Origin of the sequence: Alcanivorax sediminis (assembly GCF_009601165.1) — a bacterium.
In the GTDB taxonomy this organism is placed as follows: domain Bacteria; phylum Pseudomonadota; class Gammaproteobacteria; order Pseudomonadales; family Alcanivoracaceae; genus Alcanivorax; species Alcanivorax sediminis.
Genome location: NZ_WIRE01000001.1, coordinates 414,991 through 436,427, shown reverse-complemented (window position 1 = coordinate 436,427; position 21,437 = coordinate 414,991). Strand labels below are relative to the sequence as shown.

The 21,437-nt window shown below is 58.0% G+C and carries 20 protein-coding genes; 13 read left to right on the top strand and 7 right to left on the bottom strand.

Translation table 11 applies throughout. The annotated features are described in order from the left end of the window. Positions 1-20 precede the first annotated feature (20 nt). From GFN93_RS01780 to GFN93_RS01770, 3 genes are all read left to right on the top strand, one after another. Positions 21-782, top strand: coding sequence for an alpha/beta fold hydrolase (locus GFN93_RS01780; RefSeq protein ID WP_328594123.1), 762 nt, complete (start codon positions 21-23; stop codon positions 780-782). Between the two features lie 251 nt (positions 783-1,033). Continuing rightward, on the top strand, positions 1,034-3,226 hold the full coding sequence (locus GFN93_RS01775; RefSeq protein ID WP_153498718.1) for an InlB B-repeat-containing protein: 2,193 nt from the start codon (positions 1,034-1,036) through the stop codon (positions 3,224-3,226). A gap of 40 nt (positions 3,227-3,266) precedes the next feature. After that, positions 3,267-3,926 (top strand): hypothetical protein, encoded by a 660-nt coding sequence (locus GFN93_RS01770; RefSeq protein ID WP_153498717.1) that lies wholly within the window; start codon positions 3,267-3,269, stop codon positions 3,924-3,926. A 32-nt stretch (positions 3,927-3,958) separates the two neighbouring features. Here GFN93_RS01770 and GFN93_RS01765 read toward each other — a convergent pair whose 3' ends face one another. Further along, entirely contained in the window at positions 3,959-5,311 is a 1,353-nt protein-coding gene (locus GFN93_RS01765; RefSeq protein WP_153501770.1) for a deoxyguanosinetriphosphate triphosphohydrolase, read from the bottom strand. Positions 5,312-5,438: 127 nt separating this feature from the next. Here GFN93_RS01765 and GFN93_RS01760 point away from each other — a divergent pair, with 127 nt between their 5' ends. Next, positions 5,439-6,116 (top strand): type 1 glutamine amidotransferase domain-containing protein, encoded by a 678-nt coding sequence (locus tag GFN93_RS01760; protein WP_153498716.1) that lies wholly within the window; start codon positions 5,439-5,441, stop codon positions 6,114-6,116. Between the two features lie 36 nt (positions 6,117-6,152). Next, the gene (locus tag GFN93_RS01755; protein WP_153498715.1) at positions 6,153-6,635 is read left to right on the top strand and encodes a glutathione peroxidase; all 483 of its coding nucleotides are present in this window, start codon (positions 6,153-6,155) and stop codon (positions 6,633-6,635) included. 327 nt (positions 6,636-6,962) lie between these two features. Here the strand turns inward: GFN93_RS01755 and GFN93_RS01750 are convergent, their stop codons facing one another. The 4 genes from GFN93_RS01750 to trhA form a co-directional block, all read right to left on the bottom strand. After that, positions 6,963-7,388: a YeeE/YedE family protein gene (locus GFN93_RS01750; protein WP_153498714.1), complete on the bottom strand. Its 426-nt coding sequence runs from the start codon at positions 7,386-7,388 to the stop codon at positions 6,963-6,965. Further along, entirely contained in the window at positions 7,388-7,825 is a 438-nt protein-coding gene (locus tag GFN93_RS01745; RefSeq protein WP_153498713.1) for a YeeE/YedE family protein, read from the bottom strand. The genes GFN93_RS01750 and GFN93_RS01745 overlap by 1 nt, the downstream gene beginning before the upstream one ends. After that, positions 7,822-8,160 carry an ArsR/SmtB family transcription factor gene (locus GFN93_RS01740; protein ID WP_153498712.1) on the bottom strand — a complete coding sequence of 113 codons (339 nt, stop codon included), beginning with the start codon at positions 8,158-8,160 and terminating at the stop codon, positions 7,822-7,824. The genes GFN93_RS01745 and GFN93_RS01740 overlap by 4 nt, the downstream gene beginning before the upstream one ends. Before the next feature lie 389 nt (positions 8,161-8,549). Continuing rightward, a complete protein-coding gene (gene trhA / locus GFN93_RS01735) occupies positions 8,550-9,221 on the bottom strand; it encodes a PAQR family membrane homeostasis protein TrhA (RefSeq protein WP_153498711.1) in 672 nt (223 codons plus the stop codon). Between the two features lie 642 nt (positions 9,222-9,863). On the opposite strand from trhA, the gene GFN93_RS01730 reads away from it, so the two are divergent. The 5 genes from GFN93_RS01730 to GFN93_RS01710 all read left to right on the top strand — a co-directional run bounded on the left by GFN93_RS01730 (position 9,864) and on the right by GFN93_RS01710 (position 17,086). Then, positions 9,864-10,931, top strand: coding sequence for an efflux RND transporter periplasmic adaptor subunit (locus tag GFN93_RS01730; RefSeq protein WP_153498710.1), 1,068 nt, complete (start codon positions 9,864-9,866; stop codon positions 10,929-10,931). Beyond that, positions 10,928-13,996, top strand: coding sequence for an efflux RND transporter permease subunit (locus GFN93_RS01725; RefSeq protein WP_153498709.1), 3,069 nt, complete (start codon positions 10,928-10,930; stop codon positions 13,994-13,996). Before GFN93_RS01730 ends, GFN93_RS01725 begins: the two co-directional genes overlap by 4 nt. A gap of 251 nt (positions 13,997-14,247) precedes the next feature. Beyond that, positions 14,248-15,225: a calcium/sodium antiporter gene (locus GFN93_RS01720; protein WP_153498708.1), complete on the top strand. Its 978-nt coding sequence runs from the start codon at positions 14,248-14,250 to the stop codon at positions 15,223-15,225. A gap of 14 nt (positions 15,226-15,239) precedes the next feature. After that, positions 15,240-16,352: an AI-2E family transporter gene (locus GFN93_RS01715; protein ID WP_153498707.1), complete on the top strand. Its 1,113-nt coding sequence runs from the start codon at positions 15,240-15,242 to the stop codon at positions 16,350-16,352. After that, positions 16,349-17,086 carry a DUF4397 domain-containing protein gene (locus GFN93_RS01710; protein ID WP_153498706.1) on the top strand — a complete coding sequence of 246 codons (738 nt, stop codon included), beginning with the start codon at positions 16,349-16,351 and terminating at the stop codon, positions 17,084-17,086. Before GFN93_RS01715 ends, GFN93_RS01710 begins: the two co-directional genes overlap by 4 nt. Before the next feature lie 30 nt (positions 17,087-17,116). Here the strand turns inward: GFN93_RS01710 and GFN93_RS01705 are convergent, their stop codons facing one another. After that, positions 17,117-18,031: a LysR family transcriptional regulator gene (locus tag GFN93_RS01705; RefSeq protein WP_153498705.1), complete on the bottom strand. Its 915-nt coding sequence runs from the start codon at positions 18,029-18,031 to the stop codon at positions 17,117-17,119. Between the two features lie 100 nt (positions 18,032-18,131). On the opposite strand from GFN93_RS01705, the gene GFN93_RS01700 reads away from it, so the two are divergent. From GFN93_RS01700 to GFN93_RS01690, 3 genes are all read left to right on the top strand, one after another. Continuing rightward, complete coding sequence (locus GFN93_RS01700; RefSeq protein WP_153498704.1) at positions 18,132-18,755, top strand: class I SAM-dependent methyltransferase; 624 nt, start codon at positions 18,132-18,134, stop codon at positions 18,753-18,755. A gap of 57 nt (positions 18,756-18,812) precedes the next feature. After that, positions 18,813-19,568 carry a hypothetical protein gene (locus GFN93_RS01695; protein ID WP_153498703.1) on the top strand — a complete coding sequence of 252 codons (756 nt, stop codon included), beginning with the start codon at positions 18,813-18,815 and terminating at the stop codon, positions 19,566-19,568. A 119-nt stretch (positions 19,569-19,687) separates the two neighbouring features. Further along, entirely contained in the window at positions 19,688-20,428 is a 741-nt protein-coding gene (locus GFN93_RS01690) for a DUF4397 domain-containing protein (RefSeq protein ID WP_153498702.1), read from the top strand. On the opposite strand, the gene GFN93_RS01685 is transcribed toward GFN93_RS01690, so the two are convergent. Next, a complete protein-coding gene (locus GFN93_RS01685; RefSeq protein WP_153498701.1) occupies positions 20,425-21,375 on the bottom strand; it encodes a pirin family protein in 951 nt (316 codons plus the stop codon). The two genes, GFN93_RS01690 and GFN93_RS01685, sit on opposite strands and share 4 nt — an antisense overlap. Between the last annotated feature and the right edge of the window lie 62 nt (positions 21,376-21,437).

Here is a 21,437-nt window from a genome sequence, read left to right as displayed (position 1 = left end):
CATAGAAGGATGGGGAGTAAATGGCTGAATTAATGTGGGCGCTGGCGGATGGTCAGACGCTGCCGGTGAGCGTGGCTGGGGAGGGCGAACAGCCCGTAGTGTTGATTCACGGTTGGACTTGCCAACGCAGCCACTGGCAGGACTTGCTGGCTAACCCGCCGGAAGGCACAACGCTATTGGCCGTCGATCTGCCCGGGCACGGTGACGCGCGAGAGGTCAGTGTGTCTGCCTGGTCGGTAACGGCGCTGGCAGATGCCTTGTTCGATGCCCTTGGCGATGTGGAAAACCCGGTGCTGGTGGGGCACTCCATGGGGGGCGCCGTGGCCATGGAACTGGCGCGCCGCAAAGCGGTGAAGGGAGTGGTGCTGGTGGATACCTTTGTCATTCCCTACGGCGACCTGGGTGAGGAAGGGGCCAAGGACATCGAGAGTGGTTTCTATGCCGATTTCCCTGCTGCTATCGACGGTCTGGTGGCCAATAATGTTGGTCCGGATCTGCCTGCGGACCAGAAAGCGGCGCTGGCCAGGGGCATGGCCTCGTCGCCCGCTGATCGCATGTTGCCGCTGTGGTCTGACCTGCTGCGCTGGTCGCCGGAAGGCGCGTTCAATGACATTGCCTGTCCCATTCATGCCATTAACGGCGATTTGATTGGCGATGCGGCCAAGGCCCGCTGTGCCGGGCGTGTCACCGAGTGGCATCAGCAAGGCACCTGGCACTTTCCTCAAATGGAGCAGCCGGCCATCTTTGCCGAACTGCTCGGCAAGGTCCTCAGGCAGCTGTGATCGTCAGGAGTCGTGCGGCTGCTCGACTCCTGCCTGCTCAGCTCCGTCCCTTGGTCTTCGTATGCTGCCTTCTGTCGTGTTGGCCGGTTTTGCTTGTGTGTCAAAAGCGCAAGCACATAGTCCTGAATCGGGTTCGGTAACAGAAAATCACCATTAATCGGCTTGCCATACCCCATATGGGTGATGAGCACTGCTAGCCGATCCCGTAGTTTTGGGCATGAGTCCAAACTGGGTGATCGGAGAAGTCACAAATGAAGGATACATTCAGAGTCGCCAGTCTGGCGGTGGCGATTGCCATTGCCGGTTGTGGCGGTGGTGGTGGCAGCAGTGGCGGGGGCGGTGCTGAGGCCCCCAAGCCGGCAGCCAAGAGTTCAGTCAGTGGTGCGGTAACCAAGGGCCCTGTTGCAGGGGCGCAGCTGTACCTCTACCAAATGGATGCAGCGGGCATCAAGACGGGAGACCCGGTCGCCGGGCCAATTCAGACGGCAGCGGATGGCTCATGGTCCGTGCAAATTCCCGACAGCATTCCTCGTCCTCTGCTGATTGAGTCCAGCGGTGGTACCTACACCGATGAGGCTACAGGCACGACCGTGAACGCAGGCAGTCTCAACTCGTTCCTGCCGGCGGGCGCCGAAACCGCCGCCGTGACGCCGCTGAGTGAGCTGCTGGTTCGCACCGCCCGTGAGCACCTGGCAACGAATGAAGGTGCGTCTATCGAAGAGGGTATCGATGCCGGTGGGGCGGTGCTGGATGATGTGCTGGGGGTATCATTTGATCCATTGACTACCGTACCCAGCACCACGGGCGAAGACCCGGCGGCAAAACAATACGCGGCAGTGCTGGGTGGGCTATCGACCCAGGCAAATAACATCAGCGCCGGAACGGATCCTTTCGATACTGTCATCGCATTGATTCAGGATGCATCCGATGGTGTTGTGGACGGCAAAAAAGATGGCGAGGCTGTCACTATTGGCACCGAAGAAGGCCCTCTGCCTGCGACCAGTGGCGATGACCTGGTACAGGCCATTGGTGACTACGTCGCTTCCAATCAGGACTTGAGCGAGATCAGCAGCTTCCTGGTAACGGCTGAGGCCGGGGCAAATGGTGCCGTATCGCCTCTTTCTGTTTCCCTGCTGGGTGGTGCCAGTGCCAGCTTCGACATTGTGCCGGATACGGGGTACAGCATTGACCAGGTCAATGGTTGTGCTGGCCAGCTGGATGGGTTGACCTTCAACACAGACGCCCTGCAGACAACGTGTACGTTATCCGTCTCGTTCGTGATTAACCAGTATGAGGTTACTGCGGCACCGGCAACCGGTGGTGAAGTGTTGCCGGCGTCTGCCCTTGTTGATCATGGGCTTACCGCGGACTTCGAAGTGGTACCGGATGAAGGTTATGACCTGGTGTCGGTAACCGGGTGTGGCGGTGAGTTGAACAACACGGTCTACAGCACCGGGCCGATTACCCAAGCCTGTACCATTACGCCGACCTTCGCGCTCAAGCAGTATGGCGTGACTACCGGAGTCATCACTGGTGACGGCAGCTTTGATCCAGACTTCCTGCTGGTGGACCACGGCCAAAATGGCACCCTGAGTGTTGTGCCCGGTCTGGGATCCCAGGTGGATTCCGTCAGCGGGGACACCTGTGAAGTGGCAGCAACTGCAACACCGAATCAGTACACGGTAGGGCCCATCACCGCGGCCTGTAACGTTTCAGCCAGCTTCAGCCTGATGAGCTACACCGTGGATACCGCTGTCACCGGTTCGGGCATTGTTTCCCCGACCAGTGTGGTGGCGGAGCACGGCAGCATCCAGGCCTTCTCTCTGACTGCGAATGAGGGTAACCAGATTGCCTCAGCCACCGGGTGTGGCGGAAGCCTGGATGGCTCCACGTTCACTACGGCGGCCATTACAGGTTCCTGTACCGTGTCGGTGGGGTTCGAACCGATTCAATATCAGGTCACCACCATCGCTGATAACGGCAGCTTTGACCCTGCGAATCCTCTGGTGAATCACGGCGACACTCAGCAGTTCACTGTGACAGCGGATGAAGGTTATGAGCTGACAGGCGTGACCGGTTGTGGCGGTACCTTGGATGGCACCATCTTCACGACGGGAACGATTACCGCTGAATGCTCAGTGACGGCGACCTTTGCCATCAAGTCCTACACGGTGACGGCCGCCGTCGACGGCGCCAACGGCATGATCGGTCCGAATGAGGCAACCGTGGCCCATGGCGGCACCACGGATTTCCTGGTCACGCCGGATGCAGGCTTCGTCGTCAACACCATCACTGGTTGTGGTGGATCGCTTGTCGGTGACACCTATACCACCGGACCGGTAACCGCAGACTGCAATATCAGCGTCAGCTTCGTTGAAGAAGTGGTCGGCCCTGCAGCGGCAGTCTGGAACAACTTTAACTGGGATCAAGCCAACTGGCAGTGAGGCCATTGGTTAAGCACAAAACCTATAGAGGGTAAGAGACATGAAAAAAGTAATTCTGACAGGCCTCACCGCAGTAATGATGAGCTCTGCTGCCATGGCTTCTGAAGTGGTTGAGGGTACTGATACCACCGTTTTTACTGCGGACTCGCCGGCGCTGGCCAGTGAAGTAAACGGCAATTTCGCTGCCCTGATTGCCGCCATCAATGATAACTCCCAGCGCCTGGATGCGCTGGAGGCGGTCGTGGGTGACGGTACCATCGCCGGGACCTATTCCTTCATCGAGATGGCGGTGGAGCTGGCTGCGAACAGCGGTACGACTCAGCCCGACGGCTATTCCGAGATCTCCACCTATAAATCTACCGGGTCGTTCACCCTGGATGCGCAGGGTGGGTTCTCTGGCACCATCAATGAAAATCGCTCATCTCTGGTGGATGCGCTCCAGGGTGTTTGTGACGATGGAGTATTCGGCTGCCGTTTCGCCTTCGACCCGGACTTCAACAACCAGGCAGCTCCTGATGCTCTGAGCGGTACCTGGACTGACAATGGTGCCACCGTGACCCTGAACCTCGGCCCGGGTGACGAAGTGGTGCTGTTCAAGGCCGGTCCGAAACTGCTGGTGTTCAATGGTCGAGACACGGTTCTGGGCGAGGGCGAACCGGTGTATGACTTCACCAATCTTGTTTTCCTGATCAAGCAGTAAGCAAGAAAAAAGGCCGGCTTAGCCGGCCTTTTTTAATAGCGCGTCTCAGCCATTCCCGAGAACTGTTTTGCCAGATAAGTGGCATAGTTGTCGGTCATGCCGGCAAGAAAATCCAGGGCGCGCATGATGCATTGGTAGATGCGTTCCTGCTCGGGAAGTTGCTGCAGATTTTCCGGAAAACTGTGGCGCCCAATCAGATCGATGATGCGTTCGTGGCGATAGTTGCTGGCACTGTTACAGGCATAGGAAACCGCCGCTTCAATCAGCCCGTCCAGCAATGCCCCCATCACTTCAAACGCGCCGATTTCCAACTCGATTTTTCTGGGGTGCTCGAATACTTTTGAGCGTGCCAGTTGTTTGGCGTTTTCCACCACATTACGGACTGCGGGCTCACAGTGGCTGATCAGGTCGCCATCCATGCGCCCTTGCAGCAGGCGTTCATGATTGGCCACGAAGGCTTCCACGCCGGCCTCGATGAATCGCTCGATAATCTTGCCGCGCAACAGCGCCGCCTTTCTGCCGTCGCGAAGATCGGAATGAATCAGATCGCTGACTTCCTTGGTGTCGGGCAGCGCGGGTTGCAGTAGCGCATACACCTCATCCCAGTGCAGCAAATCCATTTCGAGGCCGTCTTCCAGATCGATGATGGCGTAGCAGAAGTCATCGGCAGCCTCCATCAGGTACGCCAGCGGGTGACGGCAGAAGCGCCCGGGCGATTGCTCTATCAGGCCGCTTGCCATGGCAACCTCCCGGAAGGCGGTGGCCTCTGAAACAAAGGCGCTGTATTTGCCCGGTTTGCTGCTGGCGGATCCTGCATCCGCAGAGAGCCACGGGTATTTCAGGAAAGTGGCGAGGGTGGCATAGGTAAGGCGCATGCCGTCGTCGTACTGGTGATATTCGCTCTTGGTAAGAATGCGAAAGCCCTGGGCGTTACCTTCGAAGAAGGTCAGATCGCTTTGTTGTGCCGGAGACAGCATGTCGAGAAAGTGCTGGCCGCGCTCCTGAAACCAGGCACGGATGGCGCGTTCACCGGTATGGCCAAACGGTGGGTTGCCAATGTCATGGGCGAGGCAGGCAGATTGAACAATGTCACCGAAGTCCGTGGGATTGACGGTGTCGGGCAGCCAGTGCTTTGACTGTAATCGTTCTCCTGCACGAATTCCCAGGGTGCGACCGACGCAGGACACTTCCAGAGAGTGCGTCAGACGATTGTGGACATGATCGTTGGTGGCCAACGGATGTACCTGGGTCTTGCGCGCCAGGCGGCGAAAGGCACCGGAGAAGATGATCTTGTCATGATCGCGGAGGAAGGCAGTGCGGCCACTTTCGTCCTTGGCATCACGCCCGCCCAGGCGGGTCTTGTTCAATAGCTGTTGCCAGTCCATGAAATCCGGTCCAGGGTTGATATTGTCGCTGAGGAAACCCACGTTGTTTCACAGCATGTTGCCACGGCTGTTGCTTCGATGCACAGCAGGCAGTCACGCTGTTTGATTGAAGTTTCGGGAGGAGACAATGAATCTGAACAAACCGTTGCTGATGCTGGTGACCAGTGCTTCGCAGATGGGTCAGGGTCAGCAGACCGGTCTTTGGCTGGAAGAATTTGCTGTGCCCTATCTGCTGTTCCGTGAGCAGGGCATTGCGCTGGTGGTGGCCAGCCCCCGTGGCGGCAAGATTCCGGTGGATCCCAACTCGATCCCGGATGATGCCCAGAAAGATGCCTGGGCGGAGCCTATTGCGGCATTACAGGACACGCTTGCGCTGGAATCCGTGTGGGAGGACGCTTTTGCCGGTGTCTTTGTCCCGGGTGGCCATGGTGCCATGTTCGACATGCCGGATAATCCTCTGGTGGCTGCGGTGATGGAGCGAACCTGGAATCGAGGCGGCTTGCTGGCGGCGGTATGTCATGGGCCTGCCGCGCTGGTGGGTCTGCGCAACGAAGATGGCTCGCCGCTGGTGCAAAACCGCACCGTGGCGTGCTTTACCAATGAAGAGGAGCGGGAAGTGGGGCTCGATGACGTGATGCCCTTCCTGCTGGCGTCGCGACTGGAAGAGCTGGGTGCGAATCTGGATCTGGCCGACAAGTTTGTCTCGCACTCGATCACGGACGGCAAGCTGGTCACCGGTCAGAATCCGCAGTCTAGTGAAGCGGTAGCGCAGGCGGTGATTGCCGCGCTGTCGGAACAGGAATAATCATGGCCGAAGGGCCACTACAGACATGGAGTGACAATGGGTATCTACGATTTTTCTGCCACCACCCTCAGCGGTGACGAAAAGAGCCTGGCAGAGTTCAAGGGCAAGGTGATGCTGATTGTTAACACCGCCAGCAAATGTGGCTTTACGCCGCAGTTCGAAGGTCTGGAAGGACTTTACGATGACCTGAAAGAGCGTGGTCTGGAAATCCTTGGTTTCCCCTGTAACCAGTTTGGCAAACAGGAACCGGGTGGGGCGGAGGAGATCGGCGCCTTCTGCATGAAGAACTATGGCGTCAGCTTCACCATGTTCGACAAGATCGATGTAAACGGCGATAACGCCCATCCGCTGTATAACTTTCTGAAGAAGGAAGCGCCAGGGGTGCTGGGTAGCAAGGGAATCAAGTGGAACTTCACCAAGTTCCTGGTGAACAAGGACGGCAAGGTGATCAAACGCTACGCGCCCACCGACAAGCCGGAAGCAATCCGCAAGGACATTGAGAAATTGCTGAACGCTTGATGCCGGATGCCTGACGCCGGGGCGGCGTCTCCCGCAGACCTCTGCCCTGTGATCAGGCCGTAGGAGCCTGCCTGCAGGCGATCCGAGTCAAAGCGAGGTCAGGGTTCCAGAAGCGAGTGACGAGTACCGGGTTTCGAAAACCTAAAACCTTGAGCCTGCCCAAGGCTTGCTGTTTTGCCGTTCGAGACTCGTTACTCGCAACTCGAAACTGATTTCCTCGATCGCTTGCAGGCATACCCTGACGAGCACAGAGAACTCCTACGGGAGGCTCTACCCTCCGCCAGGTTTTGATCTTCGAAACTCGCTCCTCGAAACGCGTCCCTGCTTTTACGTGCTCTTGCGCTTTTCCATTACTTCAAAGATCAGCATCCCGCTGAGCATGGCGGCGACAAACACGACCGCTTTCAGGCTTCCGGTACCCAGGGCAACCAGCGCCGGGCCCGGGCAGAAGCCGGCCAGACCCCAGCCCACGCCAAAGCCCAGTGCACCTAGCACCAGACGCTTGTCGAGCTGGCGGTTGCTGGGCACCTGAAAGCTGCTCCCACACAATGGCGTCGCACGATAGCGAACCAGATAAAAGCCGATGGCAGACACTGGAATGGCGCCACCCATGACCAGCGCGAGAGAGGGGTCCCAGTTGCCGGCAAGATCCAGAAAGGCGAGCACCTTGGCCGGGTTGGCCATGCCCGCCAGGATCAGGCCGACGCCGAAGATCAGACCGGCCACAAAGGCCGTGATATGGCTGCGCTGCATTACACACCTCCCAACAGATGACGAACCACGAAGACCGTGATGAAGCCGCTACCCATGAAGGCCATGGTGGCCACCAGTGAGCGTGGTGACAGGCGGGACATACCGCAGACGCCGTGGCCGCTGGTGCAGCCTGAGCCATAGCGCGTGCTGATGCCGACTACCAGACCCGCCACGATCAATAGCGGGAAATCTGCATCAATGATCATGGGAGGCAGGGTCCCCACCAGCGCCCAGGCCGTGGGGGCGATGAGCATGCCGAGGATGAAGGCGATGCGCCAACCGCGATCCAGCGGCGCCGGGCGCAACAGTCCACCCACGATGCCACTGATGCCGGCGATGCGACCATTGGTATGCAGCAGCCACAGAGCCGCCAGGCCAATCAAGGCTCCTCCGGCCAGTGAGGCCCAGGGGGTAAAGGCGTTCCAGTCGATGGTCATTTATTTGCTCCGCAGAATTGCTCGTAGAGGGTTTGCAGAATGGCCAACGCTCGGGGGTCGGCCACTCGATAGAACATGTGCTTTCCGTCGCGCCGTCCTTCAATCAGACCTTCCCGGCGCAGCACGCCAATCTGCTGGGACAGGGAGGGCTGATGCAGGTCGGTCAGGTCTTCCAGTTCACTGACACTGCGTTCGGCACCATCAGCCAGCTGGCATAGCAACATCAGGCGGTCCGGGTGGGATAGCGCCTTGAGCATCTGGCTGGCGTCACTGGCGTTGGCGCGCAGGCTGTCAGCATCAGGTAGCTGGGGTTGGGCTGTGATTACATTATTCATAATTTAATAATGTATATTGTTGTGGCGGTTCTGGCAAGAGGGGGAGTTCGCAGACGGCAGAGCGGGTGTTCCAGAGCTGCTGTAGGAACCGGAGTGCAACGGAGGTAACAGCCGAAGGCTGGCCCGCAGGGTGAGCGTAGCGAATAACTTGCCTGCTCGCGATCCGAGCCTAAGCGAGGTAATAAAGTTTCGAGTTACGAGAAGCGAGTTTCGAAAGGCAAAACCTGAAAGGCAAAACCTCAAACCTCGTGCTTGATTGTTGTCTTTTGGTTTTTGAAACTCGCTTCTGGAATCCTTGCCTCGCTTAGGCTCGGATCGCGGTCGAACGACCGCTCCTACAGCGGGGAATAGCGAGTTTTTCCGATGCAAAAAGGCGTCAGGCGCTAAATTCAAGCCACCGGTGCCGTAAACGGCAGGACCCCGTAGTACATGGCATAGAAATGACAGACGCTGCCGCCGACCACGAACAGGTGCCAGATGGCATGATTGAACGGGATGAATCGGTCAGCCAGATAGAAGATGACGCCCACGGTATAGGTAATTCCGCCAGCCAGAACCAGCCAGAAGCCGGTGTCGTTGAGCTTGGTGGTGAGTTCTCCTGAAGCGAACAGGATCAGCCAGCCCATGGCCAGATAGATACCCACCCGCAGCAGCTTGAAGCGGTGGCCATAAAGGGCTTTTAACGCGATGCCGGTCAGGGCCAGGGCCCAGATGACGGCAAACATGATCCAGCCAGTCTGGCCGCGCAGGTTAACCAGCAGAAAGGGGGTGTAGGTGCCCGCTATCAGGCCGTAGATGGCGCAGTGGTCGAGCATCTTGAAGGCGGCGCGCAGTTTCGGGCTGCGGCTGCTGTGGTACAGGGTGCTGGCACTGTAGAGCAGGATCAGGCTGGTGCCGAAGATGCTGAAGCCGACTATTTTCCAAGGGTCGCCCTGCAGGCTGGCCGCCACAATGAGGACAATCGTGCCGACGATGCTGAGGGCCGCGCCAATGCCGTGAGTCAGGCCATTCAGCCATTCCTCGTGGTGGGAATACGATTCCTCGTGGGTATCGCTGGCCATGGTGTTCCTCTTGATTTGCCGGGCGCCACAAACCGTGGCGGAATGTTTCTGCATCATGCCGAGGGGGTGGAGAGACTGTAAAGCGCCAAATCGGACAACTTTGCCCTGTGGCGACTGGTCCTGCCCGGCGGTAGGGAAATAGGCAACGTCAATGGAAAGGATAGGGCAATTAAGTTTCGATTAGAGATAGGGCGCGACTATTATTTTGGTGTTGCCGACAAGCAACGTCGTGTGCAACCCAAACCCATCGCTTTCCCCGGTGATGGGTAAGTAAAACTTCCCCTTGGCCGACACCCCCGTCGGCCTTTTTTTATGTCGGCGGCCTGCACTGATCCGGCTGGACAATTCACCCTGCCAAAAGAAGGCCGGTGCCGGTCTTTCGCTCAGGCCGGCTGAGTCTCCTGCAAAGGTCACCCAGCCTGAGAGGTCCGTTCCAGGGTAACGGTGGTGTTATCACGGTAACGACACGTCACCATTTGTGCCAATGACGACCTTTCCGGTGTTTGTTTGGACGAGTGTCCCGAGTAAACAAAGACACGGGCTTTCTTGCAGGAGACAATAATGACTTTATGAAGCGGTTTCACAAGCGATTTGCGAGTGGCGTTTCGATGTCTGGTTGCGTATTCAGTTTGGGAGAGCGAGATGCAACGTTTTTGGGCAGTGCTTGGCCTGTCGTTGGCATTATGGGGCTGTGGTGATGAGCCGCAGGAAGAGGCGCCCATGGCGCAGCCGGTGAAGCTGTTCACTGTGGACAGTATGACGAAAGGCCGGCTGCGACATTACCCCGGCAAGGTGGTGGCCACCGAAGGGTCCGAGCTGGCGTTTCGGGTATCCGGCCAGCTGGAAAAGTTTGCCGTGCGCGCCGGTGAAGAGGTGAAGAAGGGGCAGTTGCTGGCAGCGCTTGATCCGGCCGATTTCCGCAATCAGCTGGCAGACCGGCAAGCACAGTATGATCTGGCCAACAGCCAGTACCAGCGCAGCATCAGTCTGCACGAGCGCGGCGTCATTTCAGAATCCCAGTTTGATGAGCTCAAGGCCAGGCGCCTCCAGGCCCAGGCCGCGCTAAGTCTGGCCCGCGATAACGTCAATTACACCCGCCTCAAAGCGCCCTATGCCGGTACCGTGGCACGGACTTATGTGGAGAACTTCCAGTTCGTGCAGGCCAAGGAGCCGATCCTGTATCTGCAGGGCAACAAGGACATCGATATCGAGTTTGCGGTCTCGGAGCGCTTCTTCACCAACCTGCGTGAGGGCGGTGAGGACTACCAGCCGGATGTCCGTTTCGAGGGGGCGCCGGACAAGGTCTTCAAGGCCAGCTACAAGGAACATGAAGCCAGTGCCGATGACCGTACCCAGACCTACATCATCACCCTGACCATGGCCAACCCGGAAGGCATCGTGGTGCTGCCGGGCATGAGTGTGGACGTGGCCATTGATCTGACCCAGATCATGCGCAAGGCGAGCGCCTGGCCGCAGGTGCCGGTAGAGGCAGTGTTCAACAAGGATGGAGAAGACGGCGCCTACGTGTGGCGTTTTGATCCGCAAGCCAACGTGGTCAATGCGGTGGAGGTGACGTTGGGGCAGGTGGTGGGTGACGGGGTGGAAATCACGGCGGGGCTGGACGCGGGTGACCGGATTGTCAGCGCTGGCGTTCATCACCTCAAGGAAGGGCAGGCCGTTCGCGAACTGGTGAAGGAACGCGGACTATGAATATTGCCGAGTACAGCATTCGCCACAAGGTGGTGAGCTGGCTGTTTACCCTGGTGCTGCTGGTGGGAGGAGCGGTCAGCTTCACCCGGCTTGGGCAGCTGGAAGATCCGGAATTCACCCTCAAGATTGCCATGGTCATCGCCCAGTACCCGGGTGCCTCACCGCGTCAGGTTGAGGAAGAAGTGACCCTGCCGATGGAGGAGGCCATTCAGAGCCTGCCCTACGTCAAGGCAGTCACGTCCATTTCAAGCAGTGGTCTGTCGCAGGTGCAGGTGGAAATGAAGCCCGAATACCGGGCCAGTCAGCTCAAGCAGATCTGGGACGAGCTGCGCCACAAGATGACCGACCTGCAAGGGCAGTTGCCGCCGGGGGCCGGCACCGTTCAGGTGTATGACGACTTCGGCGATGTGTACGGCATTCTGATGGCGATCACCGGAGACGGTTACAGCTACGAAGATATGCAGGACTACGCGGACTTCCTGCGCCGTGAGCTGGTGCTGGTGAAAGGCGTAGGCAAAGTGGTGGTGGGGGGGCAGCGTCAGGAGCAGGTGCTGGTGGAAATTTCCCGCACCCGGCTGGCGTCCCTGGGCATCAGCCCGGAGCGCATCTTCGGTCTGCTGCAAACCCAGAATGCGGTGAACCCGGCCGGCAAGGTACGGGTGGGCGACGAGTACATTCGCATCTATCCCACCGGCGAGTTTCCCACGGTGCAGGCCATGGGCAGCCTGCTGATTTCAGATCCCGGGGCCGACGAGCTGGTCTACTTGCGCGATGTGGCCACCATCGAGCGTGGCTATGCGGAAGTGCCGGATCATCTCTACCGCTTCAATGGCGGCCCGGCCCTGACCCTGGGTGTGTCGTTCACCTCGGGTGTGAATGTGGTGGATGTGGGGGGGCACGTGCAGAACCGTCTGGCGGAGCTGGAGTACCAGCGTCCGGTGGGCATGTCCCTGGCCACGATTTATAACCAGCCCATCGAAGTGGATAACTCGGTGAGTGCATTCATGCTCAACCTGGGTGAGGCGGTGGCCATCGTCATTGCTGTGCTGCTGGTGTTCATGGGGGTGCGTTCCGGTGTGCTGATGGGGGGTGTTCTGTTGCTCACGATTCTTGGCACTTTCATCATGATGAAGGTCATGGCCATTGATCTGCAGCGGATTTCGCTGGGGGCGCTGATCATCGCTCTCGGCATGCTGGTAGATAACGCCATCGTGGTCACTGAAGGCATTCTGGTGGGCATGAAACGTGGCCTGTCCAAACTGGAAGCGGCGGCGGAGATTGTGCGTCAGACCATCTGGCCGCTGCTGGGGGCCACGGTGATTGCCATCATGGCCTTCGCCCCCATTGGGCTGTCTGATGATGCCACCGGTGAATACACCAACAGCCTGTTCTGGGTGCTGTTGATTTCACTGATGCTGAGCTGGATTACAGCCATCACGCTGGTGCCGTTTTTTGCCGAGCTGTTCTTCGACGACAAGGATGTGGGTAGCCAGGACGGTGAGGGTGAAGATCCCTACAAGGGACGCATCTTCGTGCTCTATCGTCGCATGCTGGATCGGGCCATCCATCACCGGGTACTGACCCTGTCCGGGATGGGGCTGTTAATGGTGTTGGCGCTGGTGGGGTTTGGTTTCGTCAAGCAGGCGTTCTTCCCGCCCTCCAATACGCCCATGTATCTGGTGGACTACTGGCTGCCTCAGGGCAGTGACATTCGTGCTACCCAGGAGTCGGTGGCTCGGCTGGAAGCGTCACTGCTGGAGATGGAGAGTGTGACCCAGGTGACCAGCACTATCGGTCGAGGGGCCGAGCGATTCATGCTGCCCTATGCGCCGGAAAAGAGTTACCCCAGCTATGCCCAGCTGATTGTGCAGGTGGCAGACCGGGAACAGATTGAGGCAGCCCTGTCCGATACCCGTGACCTGATACGGGAACAGCATCTGCAGGCCTTCGCCAAGGTGAAGCGGCTGATGATTGGCCCCAGCCCGGCGGCTTCCATCGAGGCCCGTTTCAGCGGTCCGGATCCGGCCACGTTGCGTGAGCTTGGCCTCAAGGCCAAGGAGATCATGGCGGCGGATGGTGCCCTGGAAAGTATTCGCCATGACTGGCGTCAGCAGGAAAAGGTCATCCGTCCGCAGTTTCAGGAAGCCCAGGCTCGTCGCGCCGGGATCAGCCGGGAAGACCTGGATAACACCCTGGCACTGAATTTCAGTGGCCGCACGGTGGGGCTGTATCGGGACGGCAGCAAGCTGTTGCCCATCGTGGCGCGGCCACCGGATGAGGAGCGCCTCAGTGCCAACAATCTGAATGACGTGCAGGTGTGGTCGCCGGTGTACGCCACCTATATCCCCATCAGCCAGGTGGTGTCGGACTTTTCCACGGAATGGGAAAACGCCCTGATCATGCGGCGTGACCGCAAGCGTACCCTCACTGTGCAGGCGGAGCCGGATGTGCTGGGCGATGAAACGGCGGATCACGTGCTGCGCCGCATTCGACCGCAGATCGAGGCGCTGGAGCTGCCTCCCGGGTACGCCCTGACCTGGGGAGGCGAGTACGAGGCATCGCGGGATGCCCAGGCGGCGGTGTTTGGCAGTCTGCCGCTGGGTTATCTGTTCATGTTCATCATCACCATGTTGCTGTTCGACTCCCTGCGCCAGCCGTTGGTGATCTGGGCCACGGTGCCTTTGGCGATCATTGGCGTAACCCTGGGGCTGCTGTTGCTCAATGCGCCGTTCGGCTTCATGGCGTTGCTGGGTTTCCTCAGTCTGTCAGGCATGCTGGTGAAGAACGGCATCGTGCTGGTGGAGCAGATCAAGCTGGAGATGACGGAGCGGGAACCCTTGGATGCGGTGGTGCATGCTTCCGTGTCGCGGGTGAGACCGGTCTGCATGGCGGCAATTACCACCGTGCTGGGCATGGTGCCGTTGCTGTTTGATGCCTTCTTCGAGTCCATGGCCGTGGTGATCATGTTTGGTCTGGGCTTTGCCACCATCCTCACCCTGGTGGTGGTGCCGGTGCTGTACACCCTGGTGTACGGCATCAAGGCGCGTAAGGGCGTGCCGGTTTAGGCGCTTCTTCCTGTGGGAGCTTGCCTGCAAGCTCTCACAGCCTTGATCGTGCGGCCAAACCGGTTTTGCTTTTCGCAACTCGCTTCTCGCAACTCGGTAGTACCCGTTTGCGCTCTTTCGTGGGCATAGCACCTGAATTCCCGTTAAGTCTTCCGCTCGCCTTGTAGCTTGTAGCTGATGCTTATGCCTCCCCTCTCTGCCACAATGTGCCCGCCTGATCCTGAATTGCTAGAGATTGCCAAGGAGTACTGATGTTGCTGGCCATTGCCGCCTTGATTGGCGGGTTGATTCTGCTGGTGTGGAGCGCCGACAAGTTTGTGGATGGTGCCGCCGGTACGGCCGCCCATGCGGGGATGCCGCCGCTGCTGATCGGCATGGTGATTGTTGGTTTTGGCACCTCGGCTCCGGAGATGGTGGTGTCGGCCCTGGCGGCGCTGGAAGGTAACCCTTCGCTGGCGCTGGGGAACGCCTACGGCTCCAACATTTCCAACATCGCACTGATTCTCGGTGTGGTGGCGGTGATCAGCCCGATTGCCATCAACTCGGCAGTACTCCGCAAGGAGCTTCCTGTGCTGACGGTGATTACCCTGTTGGCGGGTTACCAGCTGATGGATGGCCAGATCTCGTGGCTGGATGCCTGGATTCTGATCGGCCTGCTGGCGGCGCTCATGGGTTGGTCAATCTACTCGGCCATGACTGGCAAGGGCGATGTGCTCGGCGGCGAGGTAGAGACCGAACTGGCCGAACATCCCCTGCCCTTGAAGATGGCGCTGTTCTGGCTGGTGGTAGGCCTCATCTTGCTGGTAGTCAGCTCCCGTGCGCTGGTCTGGGGGGCGGTGTTCATTGCCCAATCCCTCGGCGTCAGTGACCTGATCATCGGACTGACCATCGTGGCCATTGGTACGTCGCTGCCAGAGCTGGCGTCGAGCATCGCGGCGGTGCGCAAGAACGAGCACGATATCGCCTTTGGCAACGTGCTAGGCTCGAACCTGTTCAATACGCTGGGTGTCGTCGGTATTGCCGGTGCCATCAGCCCCATGGCGGTGGAGCAGGATGTGCTGATCCGTGACTGGTCGCTGATGATGGGCCTGACGCTGATATTGTTTGTGATGGGCTACGGTCTGTGGGGTCGCAAGGGCCATGTGACACGGAGTAACGGCATTGGGTTGCTGATTGTCTACGTGGCGTACATGGCGTATCTGGCCAGCACCGTGTTGAAGGCGGTTTAAGGGAGAGGACGGCAATGCATACAGGGAAGTCGGAAACGCTGGAGCAACGAGCCTTTCTGCTCACGTTGGTGGGCGTCAGCCTGGTGTTTGCCATGCTGCTGCAGCCCTTCTGGGCGCCGGTGTTCTGGGCTTGTGCGATCAGCGTGATCTTTTATCCGTTCCAGAAGCGGTTGCTGACTCGCTGGCCAAACCGGCGCAACCTGGTGGCGCTGCTGACCCTGATTCTCTGCATTGTGCTGGTGATTATTCCGGTGCTGTTTGTGGCCACGTCCTTCGTCAGTGAAGGGGTGGGGCTGTTCCAGAAAGTCCAGAGTGGTGAGATCAATCTGGCCGAGTACGTGGACAAGATCAAACATGCCTTCCCGGGTCTCCAGTCGTTGGCCGAGCGCTTCGATATTGATCTGGATCGGGTCAAGCAGCAGGCCGTGCAGGCGTTCACGGGGGCCGGCCAGTTTCTTGCCAAACGTGCGTTGGCAGTGGGACAGAACACCTTCCAGTTTTTCCTCAATCTGGGGTTGATGCTGTATCTGGCGTTCTTCCTGATTCGCGATGGCGACAACATGATTGCCATGTTGATTCGTGCCCTGCCCCTCGGGGATGAGCGCGAAAAACTGCTGTTCGCCAAGTTTGCTGAGGTGACCCGTGCGACCATCAAGGGCAACCTGGTCGTGGCCATTACCCAGGGGGCACTGGGTGGCCTGATCTTCTGGATTCTTGGTATCCCCGGTGCCATGTTGTGGGGGGTGGTGATGGCGGTGCTGTCGCTGATCCCGGCGGTGGGTGCTGGCCTGATCTGGCTACCGGTGGCCGTTTACCTGTATGCCGTAGGTGATATGGTGGAGGCAACGGTGCTGTTGCTTTACGGCGTATTCATTATCGGTCTGGTAGATAATATTCTTCGTCCTATTCTGGTGGGACGAGACACCAAGCTACCGGATTATGTGGTGCTGTTTTCTACCCTGGGCGGTCTGGCCATGTTCGGCATCACCGGCTTTGCGCTGGGGCCATTACTGGCTGCACTGTTTGTGGCCTTCTGGGGCATTTTTATCCGTGAATTTAACGAGAGCGAACCTGCCGCGCTGCCAGAGCAGCCACAAGCGGTCAGCTCCGGGAGTGAGTCACCATGATTCTTTTACGCATGGTAATGGCAGCATCCATTGTCGGCTTGTCCGCTTTTGGCTGTGATGAAGACGAGGAGCTGTTTTCAGATAGTGCACGTATTTACTTCCATAATCAGATGACTCAGACCTCCGGTGGCAGCAGCAACGATGTGAGCGTGGACCTGTTCGTGGACGACATGAATACGGCGTTAACCCGTGATCGTGGCTATACGGAAACCGGCAGCGTCAGCAGTAACAGTATTGAACTGGATGACGATAGTGAAAGCATCGCGTTTGATGCGCGTGGCGCCAGTTCCGGCAGTACCCTGATCAATGGCCCGATCAATCGTACCCTTGTGGCGGGCAGCCACTACACTGTGGTGCTGATGGGTGACACTACCCTGGGTAACCAGCAACTGGGCACTTTCCGTTACCAGGATGTGGACGTTGGCACGGGCCAGATCCGGGTGCGCTTCATCAACACTCTGTCACGGCTCTCTGGCGATGAACTTTCGGTGTCGTTGCCCGGCGGCGGCCAGCAACTGGTATCCGGTCTCGAGTTTGGTGAAGGCAGCAACTATGTCTCTTTATCTTCTGGAAGCAGCCTGCAGGTGGATGTGAATAACTCGACCCAGGGCGTGCTGATTGACACTGTTAGCTGTAGCGTCAGTAGCGGCCGCAGCTATGATGCCATCATTGCCTACACCCGCTTTGATAGCGCCGACGACCAGATCTCAATTTATTGCCAGCCTTACAGCTGAGTTAGTCCGCCGATTGCGGCGGATCCGTGATCACCAAAAGGAACGGGCCTTGTCAAAATGACATGCCAGTGCGTTGGCCAGAAAGTCATATACAATACGCACCCGCAGGTTCGTTCGCAGTTCCCGGTGAGAAGCGAGCCACACATCCCCCCGAAATAGCGTCTCAGGCAGAACTCGCTTCACTTTTGGCTCCGCATGCCCCAGTTCTACAGGCATCACGCCAATTCCGATGCCGCGCTTCACCATCTCCCACTGAACCACATGACTGTCCGACCTGGCAGCAAAGTTGCTGTCCTGTAGAGGGATATCATGGGCGTTGAGTGCCTGGATGAAGGCCTCATTACCAGAAGAAAACCCGATGAAGCTGGCATGCGCCAGCTCCAGGGGAGTCAGGGGGTTGCCGAGACTTTTTAGATAGCCGGGTGTCGCATAAAGCGTAGCCGCGAACTCACCGAGCTTACGTGCGATAAGATTGGGTTCGGTCGGGCGGAAATTGCGGATCGCAATATCGGCTTCACGACGGCGCAGGTCGCTGGCGCTGTTGGATGCGACCATACTGACCTGAATGCCGGGATACTGTTGCTGCAAACTTTCCAGAATCGAGGGAAGAATGTAGGCGGCAGTGACCTCGGATGCTGAGATAATAATTTCCCCTTCAATGGAAGTGGCACGACCTGTTGCTGCCAGTGACAGGCTGCTAGCGGCTTCCCCCATGGCCTTCACGTAGGCCAATAATTCCAGGCCAGTTGGAGTCATCGTCAGGCCCCGTCCGACACGTTCAAACAGAATGGCTCCGAGTTCTTCCTCCAGAGCGGTGACCTGTCGGCTGAGCGTGGGTTGAGACATGTCGAGCGCTTTCGCGGCAGCAGAGAGAGAGCCTTCCTCTGCTGTTGCCAAGAACGCCCTTGCCCGGTTCCAGTCAAATTTCAGAGTCTGCCAATCCATACAGAAATGAATATCCAAGATGCATTTATGGGTATTTTAGCAACAAAAATGCATGCATAGAATGGGGTATCTGAATTGGTCACTTCATGCTGAGGAGCAGATGAATTCATCTTTGAGGTTCTGGAATCGCACTGCAAAACGCTATGCGTTGCGCCCCGTGGCGGACCCGGGTGCTTACCAGAAAAAACTGGAGGTCACCCAGAGTTACCTCAGGCCGGACATGAATGTGTTGGAGTTTGGTTGCGGTACCGGGACCACCGCATTTCATCATGCGCCGTCGGTACAGCGTTACCTGGGTACCGATGCTTCGCCAAACATGATTGAAATTGCGCGAAACAAGCTGGCGAAAAAGCCTGTCCCGCAACTGGACTTTGAAGTCGCAACCCTGAGCCGGCTCAGCGGGAAAGAACATTTTTTCGATGCAGTTCTGGGTCTGAATATTCTGCACTTGATGTCTGATCCGGAAGAGACGGTGAGGCAAGTTTTCGACCTTCTCAAGCCTGGCGGAATTTTTGTCAGTAACACTGCCTGTATGCAGGATACACGCCCTTTTCTGCGGCCTGTCGCGGTGTCGGCCCGACTTCTTGGTCTCGCGCCGTATGTCAACTTCCTGTCTCGCGAAAGTGTGGACCTGAGCCTTGAGATGGCGGGCTTCGAGTTGGCATATGGATGGGTTCCAGAAACTAGTCCTGATGTGTATTTCTCGGTAGCAATAAAAAAGTAACGCGCCTTTCTGGCGAGCAACGACACCCAGTCAGAATGACTTATCCAGGGAGATGAAATGAAACATGTCATCATTATCGCTTCAGCGGTGGCTCTCGCCGCTTGTGGGGGCGGCGGGTCAAGCAAGAGCAAGGCGTTGCCGGATATCAATGAAGCGCGTGGGGTATATCAGGGGGCAACAGATACTGGCAGAGCGCTGTTGGCGGTGGTCCGGGATAGTGGTGAGAGCTATGTTTTTCTTGGTGAAAAAGGAGGAGGTTACGATGCCGTTGAAGGGCTGGTTCATGGGATGGCCAGTGTGTCAGGAGACCGTTTTTTAGCAACCTCTGCACGTCGGTTTTATCTGGATGGCGATGGCGCGCCGGTTGTCGATGTGACTGTCGAGGCAGTTTACTCCCCAGGGCAGTACCTAACCGGAGAAGTGGTTAATGATGAGGGCGATTCGATGAGTTTTACTTCGTCGTACCATGGTGATGCGGTTGCGGATTTGAGTGCACTGACAGGAGTATACGTTGGCAGCGTTGATACGGTGTCAGATTCACAGTTTACTACCATCCTGATCGATCCGGATGGCACGTTGACGGGAAAGGTTTCAGCAGATGAGGCGTGCCCTTTTTCCGGTCATGTGGTGCCTCACAAGCAGGGGACGTCATTCAATGTTTCTGTCAGCTTTGCGAACCCGTACTGCCTGTATGACGGTCAGACGCTGAAGGGCATCCTCTATCATGAGCACGCCGAGAACGCGATTTACATGGCTGTGCTCAAAAAAGATCGAACGGCAGGCGTCTTTTTCTATGGTGGGCAGCCGAATTAAGCGGGCCTACGAAACCGTAGGGTTGGCGCTTTTATGTTGAGTCAGCCTGAGGTCTAATGCCAAAAGAAAGTAGCCGGGCAGGGTAGGCATGTACTGGCTCATTATATTCGGGAGGTGTTATGCAGAGGTGGGTTGTGTTGGCTGTGCTCGGCAGTCTGGCGCTTGCGGCGTGCGGTGGGGATGACGATGAACTTGAGCAGCTCCTTCGTGAGCGCACTGGTGTTTTTTTTCACAATCAGTTGATTGATGACAGCGGCAGCGGGACGGAACAGGCAGATACCACTGTCGATCTGATCCGGGGCAATAATCTCTCAGCGCCCATGATTGAGGGCCACCCGTACTCGACGACAGAGCAGGATGGTGTTGGCTTCAAGCTGGATGCCGACTCAGAGAAAGTGCTGTTCGACGTGAATACCTCCACCGCCACGCTGGTGGATGATGCGAGTTTCACACTGGCTGCCGGCGCCAATTACACCTTTCTGCTGAGCGGCAAGTTGGCTGGCGCAGGTGAGCAGGCGCCTAGACTGAAAGCCTTTCGACAAACGCCGGCATCCGTCGCTCCATCACAGGTGCGCGTCCGCTTTATTCATGCGCTGGCTAATGATAGCAGCGAGACAGTTTCCGTCTCCGTAGAAGGCGATACGCTCGTGAGCGCGCTGGGCTATACCGGCGCAACAGCCTATTTCTCCGGTACTCCGTCTTTGTCCGGCCAACTCTCGGCGATGGTAAAGGTGGGCAACGATGCGTCAGTATTGCGGACTTGCAGCATTACTACCGGCAATAGCTATGACGTGATCATTGCGCACCCGGCACCTGACAGCACAGGCATTGCTGTGTTCTGCCAGAAGCTTGCCAGTTAGGCCTTCAACCGCACCTGCGGATCGAGGGCGGGCGCCTTGAGTGGCTTGCCCTGGTAGGCGGCCACGTCGCCAAACCGTTCGTTGGGCCAGGCGTTCCAGTCGGCCAGTGCTGACTCCAGTCGTGCCTGGTCGCGACCGACGAAATTCCACCACAGCAATACCGGTTGATGCAGCGGCTCGCCGCCCAGCAGCATCACCCGGCTGCCGGGTTCCAGGGTCAAGGTCAGTTGTTCTCGGCCCTGCCCCAGATAGTAGAGCTCACCCACTTCCAGCATGCGTCCTTCCAGGTTGGCGCTGCCTTCGTTGATGCACAGGCCCAGTTCAAAGTCTGACGGTACCGGCAAGGTAAGGCTGCCCCCGTTGGGGGCCTCAATGTCGGCGCCCACCAGTGGTGAAAATACTTTTGCAGGTGACTGCTTCCCGTCCAGTTCTCCAACGACCAGGGTGATATGAATCCCGGCCTGCTCCCAGCGGGGCAGGTCGGTGTGGTGAGCAAAGGCTGGGGCGGTATCCTCATGCTCTGCTGGCAAGGCGATCCAGAACTGTAGCCCGTGCATGGGGCCACTGAACCCCGGTGGGTTTTCCTCGGAATGACAGATACCGTGGCCTGCCGTCATCAGGTTGAGCTGGCCGGGCTCGATAACCTGTTCATAGCCCAGGCTGTCTTTGTGCAGCAGGGCACCTTCAAATAGCCAGGTGACGGTCTGCAATCCAGTATGGGGATGGGTGCCCACGTCTACGGCGTTCTCTACGCTCAACGACGTAGGGCCGATGTGATCGAGGAAACACCACGGGCCAATTAAGCGCTGTTCGCGGCTGGGGAGATGACGAATGATCGGCAGACCACTGCCAAGAATGCTCTTGCGGGAGGAAACTTGTTTCAGACAGGGCGCGCCCGCCTGATTTGGGCATTCCACCAGTTCACCGTTCTCGTTGAGATTGCTCATCACCTGCTCCGTGGCATTGGGCTGCTTTACCGAGTATGCGATGGCAGGTTGCTGCTGAGAAG

What these genes read in the sequence shown, in the direction of transcription:
- trhA (WP_153498711.1), bottom strand. Translation starts at nt 9,221, where the DNA reads ATGGCCAGCGATACCCACGAGGAATCGTATTCCCACCACGAGGAATGG.
- GFN93_RS01705 (WP_153498705.1), bottom strand. Translation starts at nt 18,031, where the DNA reads ATGGATTGGCAGACTCTGAAATTTGACTGGAACCGGGCAAGGGCGTTC.
- GFN93_RS01695 (WP_153498703.1), top strand. Translation starts at nt 18,813, where the DNA reads ATGAAACATGTCATCATTATCGCTTCAGCGGTGGCTCTCGCCGCTTGT.
- GFN93_RS01700 (WP_153498704.1), top strand. Translation starts at nt 18,132, where the DNA reads ATGAATTCATCTTTGAGGTTCTGGAATCGCACTGCAAAACGCTATGCG.
- GFN93_RS01750 (WP_153498714.1), bottom strand. Translation starts at nt 7,388, where the DNA reads ATGCAGCGCAGCCATATCACGGCCTTTGTGGCCGGTCTGATCTTCGGC.
- GFN93_RS01685 (WP_153498701.1), bottom strand. Translation starts at nt 21,375, where the DNA reads ATGAGCAATCTCAACGAGAACGGTGAACTGGTGGAATGCCCAAATCAG.
- GFN93_RS01740 (WP_153498712.1), bottom strand. Translation starts at nt 8,160, where the DNA reads ATGAATAATGTAATCACAGCCCAACCCCAGCTACCTGATGCTGACAGC.
- GFN93_RS01770 (WP_153498717.1), top strand. Translation starts at nt 3,267, where the DNA reads ATGAAAAAAGTAATTCTGACAGGCCTCACCGCAGTAATGATGAGCTCT.
- GFN93_RS01780 (WP_328594123.1), top strand. Translation starts at nt 21, where the DNA reads ATGGCTGAATTAATGTGGGCGCTGGCGGATGGTCAGACGCTGCCGGTG.
- GFN93_RS01730 (WP_153498710.1), top strand. Translation starts at nt 9,864, where the DNA reads ATGCAACGTTTTTGGGCAGTGCTTGGCCTGTCGTTGGCATTATGGGGC.
- GFN93_RS01720 (WP_153498708.1), top strand. Translation starts at nt 14,248, where the DNA reads ATGTTGCTGGCCATTGCCGCCTTGATTGGCGGGTTGATTCTGCTGGTG.
- GFN93_RS01775 (WP_153498718.1), top strand. Translation starts at nt 1,034, where the DNA reads ATGAAGGATACATTCAGAGTCGCCAGTCTGGCGGTGGCGATTGCCATT.
- GFN93_RS01745 (WP_153498713.1), bottom strand. Translation starts at nt 7,825, where the DNA reads ATGACCATCGACTGGAACGCCTTTACCCCCTGGGCCTCACTGGCCGGA.
- GFN93_RS01765 (WP_153501770.1), bottom strand. Translation starts at nt 5,311, where the DNA reads ATGGACTGGCAACAGCTATTGAACAAGACCCGCCTGGGCGGGCGTGAT.
- GFN93_RS01710 (WP_153498706.1), top strand. Translation starts at nt 16,349, where the DNA reads ATGATTCTTTTACGCATGGTAATGGCAGCATCCATTGTCGGCTTGTCC.
- GFN93_RS01725 (WP_153498709.1), top strand. Translation starts at nt 10,928, where the DNA reads ATGAATATTGCCGAGTACAGCATTCGCCACAAGGTGGTGAGCTGGCTG.
- GFN93_RS01755 (WP_153498715.1), top strand. Translation starts at nt 6,153, where the DNA reads ATGGGTATCTACGATTTTTCTGCCACCACCCTCAGCGGTGACGAAAAG.
- GFN93_RS01715 (WP_153498707.1), top strand. Translation starts at nt 15,240, where the DNA reads ATGCATACAGGGAAGTCGGAAACGCTGGAGCAACGAGCCTTTCTGCTC.
- GFN93_RS01760 (WP_153498716.1), top strand. Translation starts at nt 5,439, where the DNA reads ATGAATCTGAACAAACCGTTGCTGATGCTGGTGACCAGTGCTTCGCAG.
- GFN93_RS01690 (WP_153498702.1), top strand. Translation starts at nt 19,688, where the DNA reads ATGCAGAGGTGGGTTGTGTTGGCTGTGCTCGGCAGTCTGGCGCTTGCG.